Origin of the sequence: Brevundimonas sp. (assembly GCF_036402095.1) — a bacterium.
Classification (GTDB): Bacteria; Pseudomonadota; Alphaproteobacteria; order Caulobacterales; family Caulobacteraceae; genus Brevundimonas.
The window spans coordinates 1-17,289 of the sequence record NZ_DASWTO010000174.1; the positions used below are offsets into that span (position 1 = coordinate 1).

Annotated in this window: 17 protein-coding genes and 1 pseudogene; 10 read left to right on the forward strand and 8 right to left on the reverse strand. The window is 69.2% G+C overall.

Annotation, left to right across the window (positions count from 1 at the left end; translation table 11 throughout):
* A partial coding sequence (locus VGD32_RS11695) for a HAMP domain-containing protein (protein ID WP_331032061.1) occupies window positions 1-1,477 on the reverse strand: 1,477 nt, incomplete at its 3' end.
* 286 nt (window positions 1,478-1,763) lie between these two features.
* On the opposite strand from VGD32_RS11695, the gene VGD32_RS11700 reads away from it, so the two are divergent.
* Genes VGD32_RS11700 through VGD32_RS11710 form a run of 3 tightly spaced genes read left to right on the forward strand, consistent with a single transcriptional unit; the run spans window position 1,764 to window position 2,661 of the window.
* The gene (locus VGD32_RS11700) at window positions 1,764-2,132 is read left to right on the forward strand and encodes a hypothetical protein (RefSeq protein ID WP_331032062.1); all 369 of its coding nucleotides are present in this window, start codon (window positions 1,764-1,766) and stop codon (window positions 2,130-2,132) included.
* Window positions 2,133-2,152: 20 nt separating this feature from the next.
* Window positions 2,153-2,401 carry a DUF5985 family protein gene (locus VGD32_RS11705; RefSeq protein WP_331032063.1) on the forward strand — a complete coding sequence of 83 codons (249 nt, stop codon included), beginning with the start codon at window positions 2,153-2,155 and terminating at the stop codon, window positions 2,399-2,401.
* Entirely contained in the window at window positions 2,398-2,661 is a 264-nt protein-coding gene (locus VGD32_RS11710) for a DUF5985 family protein (protein WP_331032064.1), read from the forward strand. The genes VGD32_RS11705 and VGD32_RS11710 overlap by 4 nt, the downstream gene beginning before the upstream one ends.
* Here VGD32_RS11710 and folE read toward each other — a convergent pair.
* The gene (gene folE, locus VGD32_RS11715) at window positions 2,658-3,233 is read right to left on the reverse strand and encodes a GTP cyclohydrolase I FolE (protein ID WP_331032065.1); all 576 of its coding nucleotides are present in this window, start codon (window positions 3,231-3,233) and stop codon (window positions 2,658-2,660) included. The genes VGD32_RS11710 and folE overlap by 4 nt on opposite strands.
* Window positions 3,234-3,358: 125 nt before the next feature.
* Here folE and fliQ point away from each other — a divergent pair, with 125 nt between their 5' ends.
* From fliQ to flhB, 3 genes are read left to right on the forward strand one after another with little or no spacing between them, the layout of a single operon-like run.
* A complete protein-coding gene (fliQ, locus tag VGD32_RS11720; RefSeq protein WP_331032066.1) occupies window positions 3,359-3,622 on the forward strand; it encodes a flagellar biosynthesis protein FliQ in 264 nt (87 codons plus the stop codon).
* 8 nt (window positions 3,623-3,630) lie between these two features.
* Window positions 3,631-4,401 carry a flagellar biosynthetic protein FliR gene (gene fliR / locus VGD32_RS11725; protein ID WP_331032067.1) on the forward strand — a complete coding sequence of 257 codons (771 nt, stop codon included), beginning with the start codon at window positions 3,631-3,633 and terminating at the stop codon, window positions 4,399-4,401.
* Complete coding sequence (gene flhB / locus VGD32_RS11730; protein ID WP_331032068.1) at window positions 4,394-5,464, forward strand: flagellar biosynthesis protein FlhB; 1,071 nt, start codon at window positions 4,394-4,396, stop codon at window positions 5,462-5,464. Before fliR ends, flhB begins: the two co-directional genes overlap by 8 nt.
* A 7-nt stretch (window positions 5,465-5,471) precedes the next feature.
* Here the strand turns inward: flhB and VGD32_RS11735 are convergent, their stop codons facing one another.
* Window positions 5,472-7,169, reverse strand: coding sequence for a HAMP domain-containing sensor histidine kinase (locus VGD32_RS11735; RefSeq protein ID WP_331032069.1), 1,698 nt, complete (start codon window positions 7,167-7,169; stop codon window positions 5,472-5,474).
* A gap of 186 nt (window positions 7,170-7,355) precedes the next feature.
* On the opposite strand from VGD32_RS11735, the gene VGD32_RS11740 reads away from it, so the two are divergent.
* Complete coding sequence (locus tag VGD32_RS11740; protein WP_331032073.1) at window positions 7,356-7,790, forward strand: SufE family protein; 435 nt, start codon at window positions 7,356-7,358, stop codon at window positions 7,788-7,790.
* Window positions 7,791-7,802: 12 nt separating this feature from the next.
* On the opposite strand, the gene VGD32_RS11745 is transcribed toward VGD32_RS11740, so the two are convergent.
* The 3 genes from VGD32_RS11745 to VGD32_RS11755 form a co-directional block, all read right to left on the reverse strand.
* On the reverse strand, window positions 7,803-8,234 hold the full coding sequence (locus VGD32_RS11745; protein ID WP_331032070.1) for a hypothetical protein: 432 nt from the start codon (window positions 8,232-8,234) through the stop codon (window positions 7,803-7,805).
* A 253-nt stretch (window positions 8,235-8,487) separates the two neighbouring features.
* Window positions 8,488-9,201: a DUF6456 domain-containing protein gene (locus tag VGD32_RS11750; RefSeq protein WP_331032071.1), complete on the reverse strand. Its 714-nt coding sequence runs from the start codon at window positions 9,199-9,201 to the stop codon at window positions 8,488-8,490.
* Entirely contained in the window at window positions 9,198-9,554 is a 357-nt protein-coding gene (locus tag VGD32_RS11755; RefSeq protein ID WP_331032072.1) for a chromosomal replication initiator DnaA, read from the reverse strand. The genes VGD32_RS11750 and VGD32_RS11755 overlap by 4 nt, the downstream gene beginning before the upstream one ends.
* Before the next feature lie 291 nt (window positions 9,555-9,845).
* Here VGD32_RS11755 and ctrA point away from each other — a divergent pair, with 291 nt between their 5' ends.
* Entirely contained in the window at window positions 9,846-10,553 is a 708-nt protein-coding gene (gene ctrA / locus VGD32_RS11760; RefSeq protein WP_183254582.1) for a response regulator transcription factor CtrA, read from the forward strand.
* Window positions 10,554-10,695: 142 nt separating this feature from the next.
* A pseudogene (locus VGD32_RS11765) lies at window positions 10,696-11,496 on the forward strand (dihydrodipicolinate synthase family protein); the annotation flags it as partial.
* A 101-nt stretch (window positions 11,497-11,597) separates the two neighbouring features.
* Here VGD32_RS11765 and VGD32_RS11770 read toward each other — a convergent pair.
* Both VGD32_RS11770 and VGD32_RS11775 read right to left on the reverse strand, forming a co-directional pair.
* Window positions 11,598-13,085, reverse strand: a complete 1,488-nt coding sequence (locus tag VGD32_RS11770; RefSeq protein ID WP_414644416.1) for a DEAD/DEAH box helicase — start codon at window positions 13,083-13,085, stop codon at window positions 11,598-11,600.
* 282 nt (window positions 13,086-13,367) lie between these two features.
* Window positions 13,368-15,470, reverse strand: coding sequence for a malate synthase G (locus tag VGD32_RS11775; protein WP_414644417.1), 2,103 nt, complete (start codon window positions 15,468-15,470; stop codon window positions 13,368-13,370).
* Between the two features lie 1,067 nt (window positions 15,471-16,537).
* On the opposite strand from VGD32_RS11775, the gene VGD32_RS11780 reads away from it, so the two are divergent.
* The coding region (locus VGD32_RS11780) for a DEAD/DEAH box helicase (RefSeq protein WP_331032076.1) at window positions 16,538-17,289 on the forward strand (752 nt) is incomplete at its 3' end.

Below are 17,289 nucleotides of genomic sequence, written 5' to 3' on the forward strand. Positions count from 1 at the left end.
CGCCGTTGGCCACGGCGGTGGTGACCTCGGCGATGTTGCGGACCTGACCGGTGAGGTTGTCGGCCATCAGGTTCACATTGTCGGTCAGATCCTTCCACGCTCCGGTGACGCCCTCCACCTGCGCCTGGCCGCCCAGCTTGCCGTCGGTGCCGACCTCCTTGGCCACGCGCGTCACTTCGGAGGCGACGGCGTTCAGCTGGTCCACCATGACGTTGATGGTGTTCTTCAGCTCCAGCACCTCGCCGCGAACCTGCACCGTGATCTTCTTCGACAGGTCGCCCTTGGCCACCGCGGTGGTCACCTCGGCGATGTTGCGGACCTGACCGGTCAGGTTGTCGGCCATCAGGTTCACGTTGTCGGTCAGGTCCTTCCAGGTGCCGCCGACGCCTTCCACCCGCGCCTGGCCGCCCAGCTTGCCCTCGGTGCCGACCTCACGCGCCACGCGCGTCACTTCCGAGGCGAAGGCGTTGAGCTGGTCCACCATGGTGTTGATGGTGATCTTCAGCTCGAGAATTTCACCCTTCACGTCGACGGTGATCTTCTTCGACAGGTCGCCCTTGGCGACGGCGGTGGTGACTTCGGCGATGTTCCGCACCTGACTGGTCAGGTTGGCGGCCATGAAGTTCACGTTGTCGGTCAGGTCCTTCCAGGTGCCGGTCACCCCCTTCACCTGGGCCTGGCCGCCCAGCTTGCCCTCGGTGCCGACCTCGCGCGCCATCCGGGTCACTTCCGAGGCGAAGGCGTTCAGCTGGTCCACCATGGTGTTGATGGTGTTCTTCAGCTCAAGCACCTCGCCCTTCACGTCGACGGTGATCTTGCGGCTGAGGTCGCCGTTGGCCACGGCGGTGGTCACCTCGGCGATATTCCGCACCTGGCCGGTCAGGTTCGCGGCCATGAAGTTCACGTTGTCGGTCAGGTCCTTCCATGCCCCGGCGACGCCCTTGACGTTGGCCTGGCCGCCCAGCTTGCCTTCGGTGCCGACCTCACGGGCCACGCGGGTCACTTCGGACGCGAACGAGCCCAGCTGGCCCACCATGGTGTTCACGACCCGGCCGATGCGCAGGAACTCGCCGCGCAAGGGGCGCTCCTCGTTCTCGAGGTCCATGGTCTGCGACAGGTCGCCCTTGGCGACGGCGCCGATCACCCGCGCCATTTCGGCGGTCGGGTGCACCATGTCCGCGATCAGGGTGTTGACGGCCTCGACGCTGGCGGCCCAGGCGCCGGTCGCCGCTGGCACCCGCGCGCGGTTGTTGATCTTGCCCTGGCGGCCGACCGCCTCGCCCAGCCGGCTGAATTCCCGGCTCATGCGGTCGTTCAGTTCGACGACGTCATTGAAGGCCTCGGCCAGTTCGCCGTCGATACCGGTGAGGTCGCCCGGCAGCCGGACCGAGAAGTCCCCACGCCTGAACGCCCTGAAGGCGGCGAGCAATTGGCGGGAATCGAGAGCGGGTTCAGGAGCCAGGGCGGCAATCGACATTCTTCACCTTCGGAGCGGGACGAAACCCTTCAGCCGGAGGTGTACAACCCCTGTGATCACGCGAGCTGGACGGTTCGACCGGCGTCGACCGTCTCCCTGGCTCTCGTCACCGCATGGCGCTGCTTCCCCCGAACCAATTGCGAAAAACATCAAAGGCTCCGCTTGGTTCCCGATCGGCTGGCGAATCTCTTGCGTTGCCATTTGCGGTCCGGACGCTAGGGTCCGGCGCCATGTCGTCCCGGTCAGACCGAGCGCCGGAAGCGTGAATACGCCGCCGCCGGAACCCTTGAGCCCAGACCTCTCGGCCTTCATCGAAAGCGCCGTGCCTTCGGTGTGGGCGCTGGAGACCCTCCTCCTGCTTCGCCGCAGCCCCGATTCGAGCTGGGCCGCCGATCGGCTGGTGGCGGAGCTGCGCGCCAGCGGCCCGCTGGTCAACGACTGCCTTTTGGTTCTTCAGCGGGCGGGGTTGATTCTGGGCGAGGAGGGCGGCGTGCGGTATGCGCCGGCGTCGCCGACGCTCGCGGCGCTTTGCGACGAGCTCGAAGCCGCCTACCGTGAGCGGCCTGTGGCCGTCGTGAACACCATTACGCGGCGCCGGTCGGATGCGCTGAAGGGCTTCGCGGACTCGTTCCGCTTCGGGGGGTGGAAGTCGTGACGGGGTGGGGACCAGGGGCCGTGTATGGTCTGTGTTTGCTGACCAGCGCCGTATGCGCGGCCCTGCTCGTTCGATCGTGGGGCCGGTCGCGACAACCGCTCCTGCTGTGGAGCGCCGCCTGTTTCACCCTGCTGGCCATCAACAATCTGCTGGTCGTTCTGGACATGGTGGTGCTGCACGACGTGGATCTGTCGGCGCTGCGCCAACTGACCTCACTGGCGGCCGTCGGTGTGCTGCTCTACGGCTTCATCTGGGAGGTTGACCGGTGAACCTGTCGCTTCTGGCCAACGGCGCCATCATCATGGGCTATGCCCTGGCGGCGGTCTTCTTCCTGAAGTTCTGGCGCCGGACCGCCGACAGCCTGTTTCTCGCCTTCGCCGCCGCCTTCCTGCTGATGGCCGCAACGCCGCTGCTCACGTCCCTGCTTGAGGTGCCGCGGGAGGAACAGAGCCCCTTCTATCTGCTGCGGCTGCTGGCCTTCCTGATCATCATCGTCGCGATCATCGGCAAGAGCCGCCGGCCGGCCTAACCCCGCACCAGCCGCAAGAACTCTTCCCGCGTCCGGGCGTCGTCACGGATCACGCCGCTCAGATGGCTTGTGGTCAGGCTCGATCCGGCGGTGTTCACGCCGCGCAGGGTCATGCAGCTGTGCTCGGCCTCCACGACCACGCCGACGCCCTGCGGCCGCAGCACCTCCTGGATGGCCCGGGCGATTTCCGAGGTCATCTTCTCCTGGATCTGCAGGCGGCGGGCGAAGCCGTGCACCACCCGCGCCAGCTTGGAGATGCCGACCACGCGGTTGGTCGGCAGGTAGCCGACGTGCGCCCGCCCGACGACCGGCAGCATATGGTGCTCGCAGAAGCTGACGAAGCGGATGTCCTTCAGCACCACCAGCTCGTCGTAGCCGCCGACCTCCTCGAAGGTCCGCTCGAGATACGCGCGCGGATCGACCTCGTAGCCGGCGAACAGCTCGCGATAGCTGCGCGCCACGCGCGCCGGCGTGTCCAGCACGCCCTCGCGGTCGGGGTCGTCGCCGGCCCAGCGGATCAGGGTGCGGACGGCGGCTTCGGCTTCGGCCTGGGAGACGGTCTGGTCGGTCATGCCCCGCTTTACGCCGGGCGCGGGGAATTGATCCAGCGCCGTCTCGCTAACGCCTCGTTAACCACACTCCCGGCATTTTCTGCCCAGTGCGGCCCGGAGGGCCAGGCGTAGTCTCGGGGCGTGGCATGAACGGCGCGGAAGTTCTGGATGTGGGCCGCGACGCCCTGTGGCTGACCATCCAGCTGTGCCTGCCGGTTCTGGTCGTCGGCCTGGTCGTGGGCGTGGTCATCGGCCTGTTCCAGGCCCTGACCCAGATTCAGGAGCAGACCCTGATCTATGCGCCGAAGATTATCGCCATCTTCGTTTCCCTGCTGCTGTTTCTGCCGCTGATGGGCGCCTTGCTGGGCGGCTTCATGCGGACCATCGCCGCGCGCATCGCCGGCATGTGACCTGACGGGTGGAACCCTACGCCACAGCCGACCAGGTCTGGCAGGGGGCCATGATCTTCGCCCGCATCGGCGCGGTGCTGCTGATGCTGCCCGGCGTGGGTGAAAGCTATGTGCCGCCGCGCATCCGCCTGTCGCTGGCGCTGGTTGTCTCGCTCGCCTTGTGGCCGGTGGTTTCGGGCAGCCTGCCCGGTCTGCCGGCGACGCTGGGCGGCATGGCCGGCTGGATCATCCGCGAAGTCATCGTCGGCCTCGCCATCGGCGCGTTGCTGCGCAGCTTCCTGACCGTGCTGGCCACGGCGGGGGAGGTGGTCGCCCTGCAAACCACCCTGGCCTTCGCCCAGACGGCCAACCCGATGCAAGCGTCGCCCGGCAGCACCATCTCGGCCTTCCTGATGCTGTTGGGGACGACCCTTATCTTCGCCACCAACACCCATCACCTGTTCATCGCCGGTCTCGTCGGTTCCTATGAGCTGATCGCCCCGGCGAGGCCCCTGGTCACCGGAGACTTCGCCAGCCTCGCCATCCGAACCCTCGGCGACGCCTTCATGCTGGGCATCCAGCTGTCGGCGCCTGTGCTGGTCTTCGCCATTATCTTCAATCTGGCGTCCGGCCTCGTCGGCCGCGTCATGCCTGCCTTCCAGGTCTATTTCGCCGCCGCTCCGCTCAGCATCATCCTGGGCCTGTCGATCTTCGCTCTCAGCCTCGGCGTGATGGGGACGGTCTTTATCGACCGCTACCGCGCCCTGGCCAATGTCTTCACGGGGGGCGCCGGTGGCTGACGCGCCCGATCCCGAGTCGAAGACAGAAGAAGCGACACCGCGAAAACTCGCGGACGCGCGCAAGAAGGGCGACGTCGCCAAGTCGCCCGACGTCGCCTCAGCCCTGTCGCTGATGGGCGCGGCGACCGTCATCCTGATGTCCGGCGGCTGGTTCGCCAGTTCGATCGCCAGTCAGCTGCTGCCCTTCATCGCCGAACCCCACGCCATGATGGGCGGCCTGGAAGCGGGAGCCGGCATCGAGATCGGCGCCCAGGCGCTGTGGGCCATCGCGCCATTCCTCGGCGCGGTGATGCTCGCCACCATCCTCGGCGGTGCGGGCGGCAACATCGCCCAGTCCGGCCTGATCTTCACTGGCGAGAAGCTGAAGCCCGACTGGTCCAAGGTGAACCCGCTGGCGGGGTTCAAGCGCATCTTCGGTCCCGATGGCCTGGTCCAGTTCGTCAAGACCTTCCTCAAGCTGGTCGCCGTCGGCGTGATCTGCTGGCTGGTGCTCAAACCGCATGTGCGCGAGCTGGAGAACCTCGCCACCATGCCGCCGGCGATGATCCTGCCGTTCGCCCGGGACCTCGCCATCGCCCTGATGGTTTCGGCCCTGGTCTTCCTCGGCTTCACCGCCGGGGCCGATTACATCTGGCAGCGCTTCCGTTTCGCCGAGCGCATGAAGATGTCCAAGGAAGAGTTGAAGGAGGACTACAAGCAGACCGAAGGCGACCCTCACGTGAAGGCCAAGCTGAAGCAGATCCGCGCCCAGCGCAGCCGCCAGCGGATGATGCAGAACGTGCCGAAGGCGACAGTCATCGTCACCAACCCGACGCACTACTCCGTGGCCCTGCGCTACGAAACCGGCGACGCCGCCCCGGTCTGCGTGGCCAAGGGGGTCGACGCTCTCGCGCTGCGCATCCGCGAGGTGGCCCGCGAGCACTCGGTGCCGATCGTCGAGAACGTGCCGCTGGCCCGCGCTCTCTATGCCGCCGTCGACATCGACGAGACCATCCCCCGCGAACATTTCGAAGCCGCCGCCAGGGTCATCGGCTTCGTCATGCAGCGACGGAAGGGGCGATAGGGGAGCCCTACTTCCCGCCCGCGACCGGGAGGGGGATGATCTCAGCGCCGCCCTCGGGGGCGGGAGGGCGCGCGACCTGGGCCACGGGCAGACGCACGGTCACCGCCGTGCCTTCGCCAAGGGTGCTGTCGATGCTCATCCGCCCGCCGTGCAGTTCGGCGAAGGCGCGCACCAGCGACAAGCCCAGGCCCGTGCCCTGGCGGCGCTGCTCGATCTCCCCGGCCTGTTCGAAGGGGCGGCCCAGACGGCGCACGTCCTCCGGCGCGATGCCCACGCCGGTGTCGGAGACCACCAGTTCGAGATAGGGGCCGACCCCCTCGACGGTGATGGTCACGGTCCCGCCCGGCGGCGTGAATTTCACCGCGTTCGACAGGAGGTTCAGGGCGATCTGCTTGACCGCCCGCTTGTCTGCGGAGACGTCGACCGGCTCGGGCGGCAGCATGCCGCTGAGGACCACACCCTTCTCTTCCGCTGTAACCCTGACCAGGGCGATCGCCGCCGAGACCAGTTCGCGAGCGTCGAACCGCTCCAGCGTCAGCACGTAGCGCTCGGCCTCGATCTTCGACACGTCCAGCACGTCGTTGATCAGCTCAAGAAGGTGGCCGCCGGCCTCATGGATGTTGTCGACATAGGCGGCGTAGCGCTCCGGCATCGGCCCGAACAGCCGCTGCCGCATGATATCGGAGAAGCCGAGCACCGCGTTCAGCGGCGTACGCAGTTCGTGGCTCATATTGGCCAGGAAGCGGCTCTTGCCGGCTTCGCGGGCCTCGGCCTCGATCCGCGCCGTCTCCAGCGCCAGTTCGCGGGCGTACTGGCCGGTGCCGTCAAACGCCTGGGCGATCAGGCGCGGCGCCTCGTGTTCCGGACCGTCGAACCGCCGCAGGAGCAGTTGCACCCGGCGATCCAGAGCGGTGCGCGGCGCGAAGGTCGTCACCGCGTCGTAGCCTTGCAGGGCGCGGTCGATGGCCGCCAGCAGCCGCGGGCGATCGGGGGCGTGCCCCGCCGCCCCCAGTCCCTGTTCGAACCGCGGATCGACGGGCAGCGCCGCCGGCGGCGCGCCATAGGCCGCCAGCACACGCCCGGAACGCTCCAGCACCAGGGTCAGCCCCGGCTGGGCGGCCAGCAGGCGCTCGACCTTGCCGGCCTCGGTCTCCGCCGAGATCATGCGGCGTTCGTTCTGACGCCACGACAGCCGCACCGCCAGCGCGGCCGCCCCGGCCGTGAGCAGGGCGGAGATCGCGGCCAGCGCGGGCAGATGCGGACCCGGGCCGGCCAGCCACGCCGACAGCAACCCGGCCATCGCCGCGACTCCGACGCCCAGGGCGCCGGCCTGCACCAGCCGCACCCCGCCCAAGGCCAGGCCTGCGGTGAGCGGCAGGAAGACAAAGCCGGCCAGCGGACCCGTCAATCCGCCCGACAGGCACGCCGCCGTAAGCGCCGCGAGGCCCCACAATCCGAGCAGGGTCATTCGTTCTCGCGCGCCGTCCCGCTGAAGCAGCGCCAGGCCCGTCACGCCCGGGACGACCATGGCCAGGACGCCGTAGAACACCGGCCCCTCGATCCCGCCCAGCCATCGGCCGCCGAGGGCGAGCAGCGCGGCGGCCACGGCCCAGCCAGCGTGCCACGCGGCCAGCGACGGGCGATCGCCGCCGGGCCTGCGGCCGGTCGGCGTCTCCGTGGCGGTGATGTCGGCGGAGGGGGGCAAGGGCAGGGCGGACCGGGGCTGGAGGACGGCCGGACATGGGACGCCCGGCCGGAGAGCCTAGCGGTGTGGGCGAGTCGTCCAAAGCGGACACCCGTCAGAGGGGAGCGCTTGAGGCCTTCGAACGACGGATTTCTGGGGAGCGACGCGGCGGTTGTCGTTAACGCCGCGGCGGCCTATCTGGCCCCGATGAGCACCGCCGCCCCCGACCGTTCGATCGACGCCACCCTCGCCGAACTGGTGGAGGAGTTCGACCTGCTGGGCGACTGGGAAGGCAGGATCGAATACGTCATCGAGCTCGGAAAGGAACTGGAGCCCCTGGCCGAGGCGGATCGCATCGATGCCAACAAGGTGCCCGGCTGCGCCGCCCAGGTCTGGCTGGCGGCCCGACACGACGGGACGCGCTTGCACTTCCTGGCCGACAGCGACAGCGCCCTGTCGAAAGGCAATATCGCCCTGCTGCTTCGTCTCTATTCCGGTCGTACCCCGGCCGAAATCCTCGCGTTCGACGCGCGCGCCGCGCTGGACCGGCTCGGCCTGCCGTCGGCCCTCACGCGCCAACGCGCCAACGGATTGAACGCCATGGTCGGCCGCATCCGCGAGGAGGCGCGGGGCGCCGCCTGACGCGGGCGGGGCTCAGTAGTAGGAGCCCCGCGCGGCCAGCACCGCCCGCTGTCCCGGTGCTTCGGTGACATCGATGCGGATAGCGTATTCGTCGGGATGCGGCGTGCGGCGGTGCCAGCGCCACGGCGCGGCGGGGTCCTGGGACCACATCGGATTGCCCCGCACCACCAGCCGTGCGACCTCACCGAGTTCGCGGGCGCTGGCCTGGGTCGACGAGACCCCGCAGGTGACCGAATAGACGTCCCGTCCGTCCTCGGTGACGGTGCCTTCCTCGATGCGCAGGCGCCAGCGGCCGTCCTTCGACACCAGCTCGACCGCCGTGACCCATTCGTCCAGGGGCGCACTGTTCCCGACGGGGCGGCGGAATTCCATGTCCCGGGCGGCGCGGATCGCGGCCTCGAAGGTCTTGGCCCGGCTGGCGTAGGGCAGGCAGACCCGCGCCACGACAAAGCCTGCGAAAATGTCCTGCGCGCGCGCCGGCGCCGGCGCCGACCCAACTATCAGGACCGCGGCCAGGACGGCCGCCGCAACAGACTTCACCACCGACAACCCCATTCCCCGGGCGGCCGGTTCACGGCTCTTCCCACGACGGAGCCGCGCCCCCGGGTGGAGACGCGGCCTGACCCCGACCCTAGGGCCGAACCCCAGGCCGAGAAAGTTACGTCCCTGTAACGTCGGTTCGGGCGCGATCCGTCGCTCAGCCGATGCGATAGTGCGCCGCCAGGGCGCGCAGGCCGGCTTTCAGCACCGCCTTGCCCGTGCGCCGGCGCAGGCCCAGCCCCTGTTCGGCCGCCTGCATGGATGTGGCCTGGAGGCAGACCTGCTCGACCATCCGCCGCGCGGGCCCGCAGGCCGCCAGCGCAGCCTCGACCCGCCGTCCCGCGGCCAGGGCCCGGTCGCCCGGCTCGGCCCTCACCGCCGAGCCGCCGCCGGAGCGGGGCAGGGCGTCCCAGCGCATGGTCAGGGACGGGCCGGCCAAGGCGATCTCGGCGTCGTCGCATAGCCTTTCGGCGGCGGCCCGTTCGGCGCGGTCAATGCACGGCCGGCCGGCCGCGTCCCGCCGGCCCGACAGCCAGGCGACGGGCGAGGGGGCGAGGTTGGCGCGGTGCGACCGCATTCGTCCGTCGCCGTCCATCACCGTCCGAACGCCCTCTACGAAGCCCGGCCGGCCCGGCTCCGGTGCCCTATCGGGCGGCGCAACCGACCGCCGCCCGATCCAGCCCCCGCCAGGCCGGGCCTTGAGCCCCGGATCGTCGATCAGTCGCCGGAAACCCGCCTCGTCGAGGGTCATCAGCACCCGTGAACGCCGGTCCGCGCCCACCCGGATGGCGTAGCCGCCGTCGGCCCTCGACTCTATCCAGCCGCCTGGCCGCATCAGCAGCCGCCGCGCCCGCGTATCCTCGCCGCTCATGCCGGCAACTCGCACGCCGGCGCTTCCAGCACGTCCCTGACGCAGCGCTCAAGCCGGTCCAGCAGGTCGTCGATCACGGGACGGTCCCGCCCGTCTTCGGCCCAGCGGCAGGCCGCCGCCGCCGTGGCCCGGTTCAGCCCGAAGGCGTGACCGACCCGGTCCATCGGCCAGCCGAAGGTGACGTAGGCCAGATACATGGCCAGCCACCGCGCCCGGCAGGCCCTGTATTCCAGCCGCGTCCGGGTCTCCATCACCTCCTTGGGCACGCCCGTGGAGGCGGCGACCAGCTGCAGGGCCAGTCCCGCCTTGATCCGATCCTCCTGCCGCACCGGCACATGATACGCTTGGTCCACCTTGATCTCTCCTGTCCGTCGCGGGCGCCGGTTGGGCCGGCGTGCGCGGATAGGAATATATGTCTACGACCCGTCGAAATCGGACGCATCCCGCGCGCCCGGCGGGAATTCGTTAAAAAATACCGGAGCGTTGACTCGCGACTCTCGACGCCGATTCGCAAATCAGCCTACGATTCGTTTTGGGACAGGCGTTAACCCTTCTTAAGTTTTTCCCCGGTTAACGTTCGAACAAGGTTACCCCGAAACGGGGCAGTTACATTTACGGTCAAGCTCTGCCTTGGAGGGGCATCAATGCGCGTCCTGCTTATCGAAGACGATCACGCGACGGCGCAAAGCATCGAGCTGATGCTGAAGTCGGAAGGCTTCAATGTCTACACGACCGACCTGGGTGAAGAAGGCATCGATCTGGGCAAGATCTATGACTACGACCTGATCCTGCTTGACCTGAACCTGCCTGACATGAACGGCCTTGAGGTCCTGCGCCAGCTGCGCGTCGGCAAGGTCAATACTCCGGTGATGATCCTGTCCGGCACCTCGGAGATCGAGACCAAGGTCAAGACCTTCGGCGGCGGCGCCGACGACTACATGACCAAGCCCTTCCACAAGGATGAGCTGATCGCGCGCACCCACGCCGTGGTCCGCCGCTCCAAGGGGCACGCCCAGGCCATCATCCACACCGGCGAGATCGCCGTGAACCTGGACGGCAAGACGGTCGAGGTGAACGGCCACCGCGTCCACCTGACGGGCAAGGAATACCAGATGCTGGAGCTGCTCTCCCTGCGCAAGGGCACGACCCTGACCAAGGAGATGTTCCTCAACCACCTGTACGGCGGCATGGACGAGCCCGAGCTCAAGATCATCGACGTCTTCATCTGCAAGCTGCGCAAGAAGCTGGCCACGGCCGCCGGCGGCAAACACTACATCGAGACCGTCTGGGGCCGCGGCTATGTGCTGCGCGACCCGTCGGAGTCGAGCGCACCGGTCACCGCCGCCGCCTGACAGAGGCGACTATCGAGACATTGAAACGCCCGCCGGATCGTTTCGGCGGGCGTTTTGCTGGCTGAAACGCGGCGTAACCGGGTTTGTCAGCGAGCTTGCTCTTCCGGCGCTATGCGGTGGCGATCGCGAAACGGAGTTCGCCATGGCGCTGTTCGAAGGCGTGTCCGCCTTTCCTCCCACCCCGATCAATGCCGAGGGGACCGTAGACGTCGATGCGCTGCAAAGGCGGATCGCGCGGGTGGCCGAGGCGGGCGTGGAGTCCGTCTGCGTCCTCGGCAGCACGGGCGCCTATCCCTATCTGGATCGCGCGCAGCGTCGCCGCGCCATCGAAGCGGCGGTCGAGGCGGCGGGCGAGACGGCGGTGCTGGCCGGGATCGGGGCCCTGACGACGGGCGCGGCCTGCGCTCTCGCGCGCGACGCGCGGGAGGCCGGAGCGGCGGCGGGGCTTCTGGCCATGGTGTCCTACACCCCCCTGACGGAGGCCGAGGGCGAGGCCCATGTCCGGGCGGTCGCCGGGGCGAGCGATCTGCCGCTGTGCCTCTATGACAATCCGGTCGCCACCCGCTTCGCCTTCAGCCCGGAGCTCATAGGCCGCCTCGCCGCCGTGTCGACGGTGCAGGGGGCCAAGGCGCCCGCCCCGGCGGATGGCGATTTCGCCGGCCTGCTGGCCAGGCTGAGCGGGGCGGACCTGCGCCTCGGCTTCAGTGGGGACGCAACGGCGGCGCAGGCCCTCCGGGCCGGCGGAGCGGCATGGTACAGCGTGACGGCGGGACTGTTCCCGCGCCTCGCCCTGGCGCTCGCGCGGGCGGCGCGGGCGGGCGATCAGCTTCGGATCGACGCGATCAGCGCCGATCTGCAGCCGCTATGGGCCTTGCTCTACGCCCACGGCGGCGTGCGGGTGATGAGCGCGGCGGCAGGTCAGCTCGGGCTGGGTGATTATCCGCCGCCCCGGCCGCTGGCGCCGCCACCGGTCGAGGCGTTGGCGTCATTGGCCGTGACGGTGGAGCGGCTGGCCGCCCTGGAGGCGGGCCGCCAGCTGAAGGATCACCCCTTCGCCACATACCCTTTGCCGCCGTTGGACGGGCGGCGGCGGCGCGGGCGGCGTTTCAGTTCCCCGACCGGCTTGGCCTCGGCTCCGCGCGGATCGTTGTTGACCTGGCGCGGCCGTTCGCGGGCCAGCGGGTCGAAGGCGCGTTCCGGCGTCGGGCGGGCGTCGCGAGCCCCGCCTTTGCGGACGCGGTGCGGCTGCCCGCCGCCCTCCAGCTTGACGCCGTCGCGGCGCGGGTTGCGGCGGCCGCGGCCGCCTTCGTTGCGGTCGCCGCCCTCGCGCTCCGGCAGGGTGGCCTTCTTGCCGACGCCCGAGGCCATGATCGAGGCGTCGAGCTGGGCCAGTTGCTTGTCGTTGCGGCGGTCGATGGCCGGGATCTTCTGGCGCGTGACCTTTTCGATGTCGCGCAGCAGCTTCATCTCGTCGCCGGCCACGAAGCTGATCGCCGTGCCGTCGGCGCCGGCGCGGGCCGTGCGGCCGATGCGGTGGACGTAGGCTTCCGGCACGAAGGGCAGTTCGAAATTGACGACGTGCGAGACGCCGTCGACGTCGATGCCGCGGGCGGCGATGTCGGTCGCCACCAGCACCCGCAGTTTGCCCTTCTTGAAGGCCTCCAGCGTGCGCTCGCGCTGCGGCTGGCTCTTGTTGCCGTGGATGGCGCCGGCCTCGACGCCGCCGGCTTCAAGATAGGCCGCGACCTTGTCGGCGCCGTGCTTGGTCTTGGTGAAGACCAGGCAGCGGGTGAAGGTCGGGTCGCTGAACATCTCGGTCAGCAGGGCGCGCTTGCGGCCCTGTTCGATGTGGATCACCGACTGGTTGATGCGCTGCACGGTGGTCGCCTGCGGCGTCACCTGGACCTTGACCGGATCCTTGAGCAGTTCGCCGGCCAGCTTGCCGATCTCGGTCGGCATGGTGGCCGAGAAGAACAGGTTCTGGCGCTTGGCCGGGATGCGGCTGACGATCTGGCGGATCGGCTTGATAAAGCCGAGGTCCAGCATCTGGTCGGCCTCGTCGAGGACGAAGATCTCGGTGCGGCTGAGGTCAAGGGTCTTCTGCTGCAGGTGGTCTAGCAGGCGGCCGGGCGCGGCCACGAGGACGTCGAGGCCCTGCTGCAGGGCGCGCTCCTGCGGTCCGTATTTCACGCCGCCGAAGATCACGGCGACGCGGAAGCCGAGGTGTTTGCCGTAGGTCTTGAAGCTTTCGCCGATCTGGCTGGCCAGTTCGCGCGTCGGCGACAGGATCAGCACGCGCGTGGTGCGGGGCACCGGCGGGGTCCGGTTGGCGGCCAGGCGGTGCAGGATCGGCAGGGCGAAGGCCGCGGTCTTGCCGGTGCCGGTCTGGGCGATGCCCAGCAGGTCCTTGCCGGCCATGACGTCAGGAATGGCCTGGGTCTGGATCGGGGTGGGGGTGGTGTAGCCCTCGGACGCCAGCGCCTGCAGCAGGGCCGGGTTGAGGTTCATGGATTCAAAGGTCTTGTTGCTCACGGAGCGGTTTCTTTCGCGTGCGGCGGCGCGCAACAGCCATGGCTCAACGCCGATAAGGCCGCGCACCGCCAGTCCCGGGTGAGCCTCAGCAGGAGGCCGTCGGGGTGGATCGGGCGCCGCCCCGCGTGTCCGGGCAGCGAATGAAATCTTGAGGGGCCGGCCCCTGCTACAGTCAGGGCTTCAACTCTGAAGCCCCACACGCGCTGGAGGCGCCGGACATCGCGATTGTGCGATGCAGCACAAGTGGGCGCTCAATGCGGCCAAGTCAAGGCGGGGCGGGTTTCAGGCCCGTTTCGCGCGCGCCCGGAAGCGGTGGAGCAGAGGCTCCGTGTAGCCGTTCGGCTGGGCGGCTCCCTCGAAGACGAGGGAGCGGGCGGCCTGGAAGGCGAGGCTGTTCGACGGGTCGGGGGCCATCGGGCGGTAGAGGGGGTCGCCGGCGTTCTGGGAGTCGACCCTGGCGGCCATGCGCCGGAGGGCGGCGTCGACCTGGTCGGGGGTGCAGACGCCGTGGAGCAGCCAGTTGGCCATGTGCTGGGAGGAGATGCGCAGGGTGGCGCGGTCCTCCATCAGGCCGACGTCGTGGATGTCGGGCACCTTGGAGCAGCCGACGCCCTGGTCGATCCAGCGCACGACATAGCCGAGCAGGCCCTGGGCGTTGTTGTCGAGCTCCTCGGCGATCTCGGCTTCCGACCAGTTCCGACCCGCGGCCAGCGGCGGGGTGAGGAGGGCGTCAAGGCCGGGAACGGGCCGGGCGGCGACGCCGGCCCTGAGGGCGAAGACGTCGGTCTGGTGGTAGTGGAGGGCGTGGAGGACGGCGGCGGTGGGGCTGGGCACCCAGGCGGTGTTGGCCCCGGTCTTCGGATGGGCGGCCTTCTGGTCCAGCATGTCGGCCATGCGGTCGGGGGCGGCCCACATGCCCTTGCCGATCTGGGCCTTGCCGTCGAGGCCGCAGGTGAGGCCGATGGCCACGTTGCGGGCCTCATAGGCGGCGATCCAGTCCGACGACTTGATGTCGCCCTTGCGGACCACCGGGCCGGCCTGCATCGCCGTGTGGATCTCGTCGCCGGTGCGGTCGAGGAAGCCGGTGTTGATGAAGACGATGCGGTTCTTCACGGCGTGGATGCAGGCCGCGAGGTTGGCCGAGGTGCGGCGCTCCTCATCCATGACGCCGACCTTGAGGGTGTGGCGCGGCAGGCCCAGCAGATCCTCGACCGCGTCGAACAGGGCGTCGGTGAAGGCGCACTCGTCGGGGCCGTGCATCTTGGGTTTGACGATATAGACCGAACCGGCCCGGCTGTTGCGGAACGCCCCCTGCCCTTTCAGGTCGTGCATCGCGATCAGCGACGTGACGATGGCGTCGAGGACGCCCTCCGGCGCTTCCGAGCCGTCCGGCAGCTGGATCGCCGGGGTGGTCATCAGGTGGCCGACATTGCGGACGAACAGCAGCGCGCGCCCCGGCAGGCTGATCGTCGAGTCGCCGGGGGCGGTGAACGTGCGATCGGGCGCAAGGGTGCGGATCAGGCGCTCGCCGCCCTTGTCGAAGGTTTCGACCAGGTCGCCCTTCATCAGGCCGAGCCAGTTGCGGTAGGCGGCGACCTTGTCCGCGGCGTCGACGGCGGCGACCGAGTCCTCGAGGTCGACGATGGTGGAGAGGGCAGCTTCCAGCACGACGTCGGAGATGCCGGCAGGGTCGGTACGGCCGATCGGGTGCTCTGGGTCGAAGACGACCTCGATGTGCAGGCCGTGGTGGCGGAACAGGCGCGTGCGGTCGGTGCGGCCGACGGACCGGCCGGGATCGCGGAGCGCGATGCCGTTGCGGGGGTCGGTCAGGTCGGCCCAGGAACCCTCGGCCAGGGGCACGGCCTCGTCGAGGAAGGCCTTGGCGCGGGCGACGACGCGAGCGCCGCGCTCGGGGTCGTAGCCGCCGCCCCGGGGCAGGTCGCCCAGCGCGTCCGTGCCGTAGAGGGCGTCGTAGAGGCTGCCCCAACGGGCGTTGGCGGCGTTGAGCACGAAGCGGGCGTTGAGGATGGGCACGACCAGCTGGGGACCGGCGAGAGTGGCGACCTCGGCGTCGACGTTGCGCGTGCGGATGGCGAAGGGGGCGGGCTCGGGGGCCAGATAGCCGATGTCGCGCAGGAAGGCGGTCGTGGCGACGGGGTCGTGGGGGTGGCCGCGGCGGTCGGCGTGCCAGGCGTCGATGCGGGCCTGAAGCGCGTCGCGGACGGCGAGCAGGCGGCGGTTCTCGGGCGCGAAGCGGGCGAAGACCCCGGCGGCGGCGGTCCAGAAGGCGTCCGCGTCGAGGTCGAGGCCGGGCAGGACCTCGGTCTCGATGAAGGCGGCGAGGTCATCAGCGACCTGCAGTCCGGCGCGCGGCGTCATCAGCATGGGCGTCTCCCGTGGGGCGAGGCTGTAACATTCCGTGATGACCTCGGGGAAGTCGAGCGGGAATTTTGCAGTGCAGCAGGCAGCCCTGTTCGCCGCCTGCGGAACAGGCGGTGTGGGGAGGGTGCGGGGCGGCCGGGCCTCGCCCGGTGCTGTTGTAGTGTTACCGTTTCGACGAGACTGCCGCCCCGCGTGGCCGTTATCCACTCGCCCCGCCAGCTGGCGGCCCTTCTCGGGCCTCACCGGCGTCCCGGACCGCTCCTTGCGGAGAGGCCGGAAGGCGGAACGTGCTGACCGTGCTCAGTCATGTAGCGGTTCCATCCGAAGGCGCGCGGCGAGCAAGCAGAGGCCATCCATCGACCTCCGACGAGGACCCCCGGGCTCTCCTCCGCCCGGGCTTCATCGCTCGACCACAGCCCGCCGTCATCGAGGAACGTGGATCCGACGCCCTCCCCGTCGACGGGATGGGCAGGAGTGTACGGGCGGTTCTTCCTGCGGCGGGCTCAGGACGCTGACACGGAGGCGATGTGTCGGGAAAACAAGGCGTTGGCGGTTCGGATTATGATGCCTGCGCATGAACTTGCAACGCAGCAATTCGGCTTCCTTCTCCCCTCCGGGGGAGAAGGTGGGCGGCGGAGCCGCTCGGATGAGGGGCATGGTCGAAGCGAACTGGCCGCCAGCGGGGTCCAGAGCAGACTCACCCCTCATCCGTCTCGCTCCGCGAGCCACCTTCTCCCCCAAGGGGAGAAGGAAAGGCGGGGCGTCTGTTGCTTCCGCGCCTTGACTTGGCCGCATTGAACCGCCACTTACGCTGCGTCGCACAATTGCGATTACCGGCGCCTCCAGCGCGTGTGGGTCTTCCGAACGGAGACCTGACTGTAGCAGGGGCCGGTTCCTCAAGATTCATTCGCTGCCCGGACACGCGGGGCGGCGCCCGATCCACCCCGACGATGTCACGCCGACATCCCATCGGGACTGGCGGTGCGCGGCCCATGGCTTGTCAGCCCGGTCGATGCGCGTCGCCGCATGCGAAAGAACGACTCCCAGTGAGCAACAAGACCTTCGACACCATGGGCCTGAATCCGGCCCTCCTGCAGGCGCTGGCCTCGGAAGGCTATACGACGCCGACCCCGATCCAGCAGCAGGCCATCCCCGACGTGATGGCCGGCAAGGACCTGCTGGGCATCGCCCAGACCGGCACCGGCAAGACCGCGGCCTTCGCCCTGCCGATCCTGCATCGCCTGGCGGCCAACCGCACCCCGCCGGTGCCCCGCACCTCGCGCGTCCTCATCCTGTCGCCGACCCGCGAGCTGGCCAGCCAGATCGCCGAGAGCTTCAAGACCTACGGCAAACACCTCGGCTTCCGCGTCGCCGTGATCTTCGGCGGCGTGAAGTACGGGCCGCAGGAGCGCGCCCTGCAACAGGGTCTCGACGTGCTGGTGGCCACGCCCGGCCGCCTGCTGGACCATATGCAGCAGAAGACGCTGGACCTGAGCCGCACCGAGATCTTCGTGCTGGACGAGGCCGACCAGATGCTGGACCTCGGCTTCGTCAAGCCGATCCGGCAGATCGTCAGCCGCATCCCGGCCAAGCGCCAGAACCTGTTCTTCTCGGCCACCATGCCGGGCGAGATCGGCAAGCTGGCCGGCGAACTGCTCAAGGACCCGGTCAAGGTGCAGGTGACGCCGCAGGCGACCACCGTGCAGCGCATCAACCAGTCGGTGATCCACATCGAACAGGGCCGCAAGCGCGCCCTGCTGACCGAGATGTTCTCGGACCCGACCTTCACCCGCTGCCTGGTCTTCACCAAGACCAAGCACGG

Excerpts from the sequence above, each read along its gene's own strand:
- VGD32_RS11740 (WP_331032073.1), top strand. The coding sequence starts at position 7,356 with ATGAGCACCGCCGCCCCCGACCGTTCGATCGACGCCACCCTCGCCGAA.
- fliQ (WP_331032066.1), top strand. The coding sequence starts at position 3,359 with ATGAACGGCGCGGAAGTTCTGGATGTGGGCCGCGACGCCCTGTGGCTG.
- VGD32_RS11750 (WP_331032071.1), bottom strand. The coding sequence starts at position 9,201 with ATGAGCGGCGAGGATACGCGGGCGCGGCGGCTGCTGATGCGGCCAGGC.
- ctrA (WP_183254582.1), top strand. The coding sequence starts at position 9,846 with ATGCGCGTCCTGCTTATCGAAGACGATCACGCGACGGCGCAAAGCATC.
- folE (WP_331032065.1), bottom strand. The coding sequence starts at position 3,233 with ATGACCGACCAGACCGTCTCCCAGGCCGAAGCCGAAGCCGCCGTCCGC.
- VGD32_RS11775 (WP_414644417.1), bottom strand. The coding sequence starts at position 15,470 with ATGCTGATGACGCCGCGCGCCGGACTGCAGGTCGCTGATGACCTCGCC.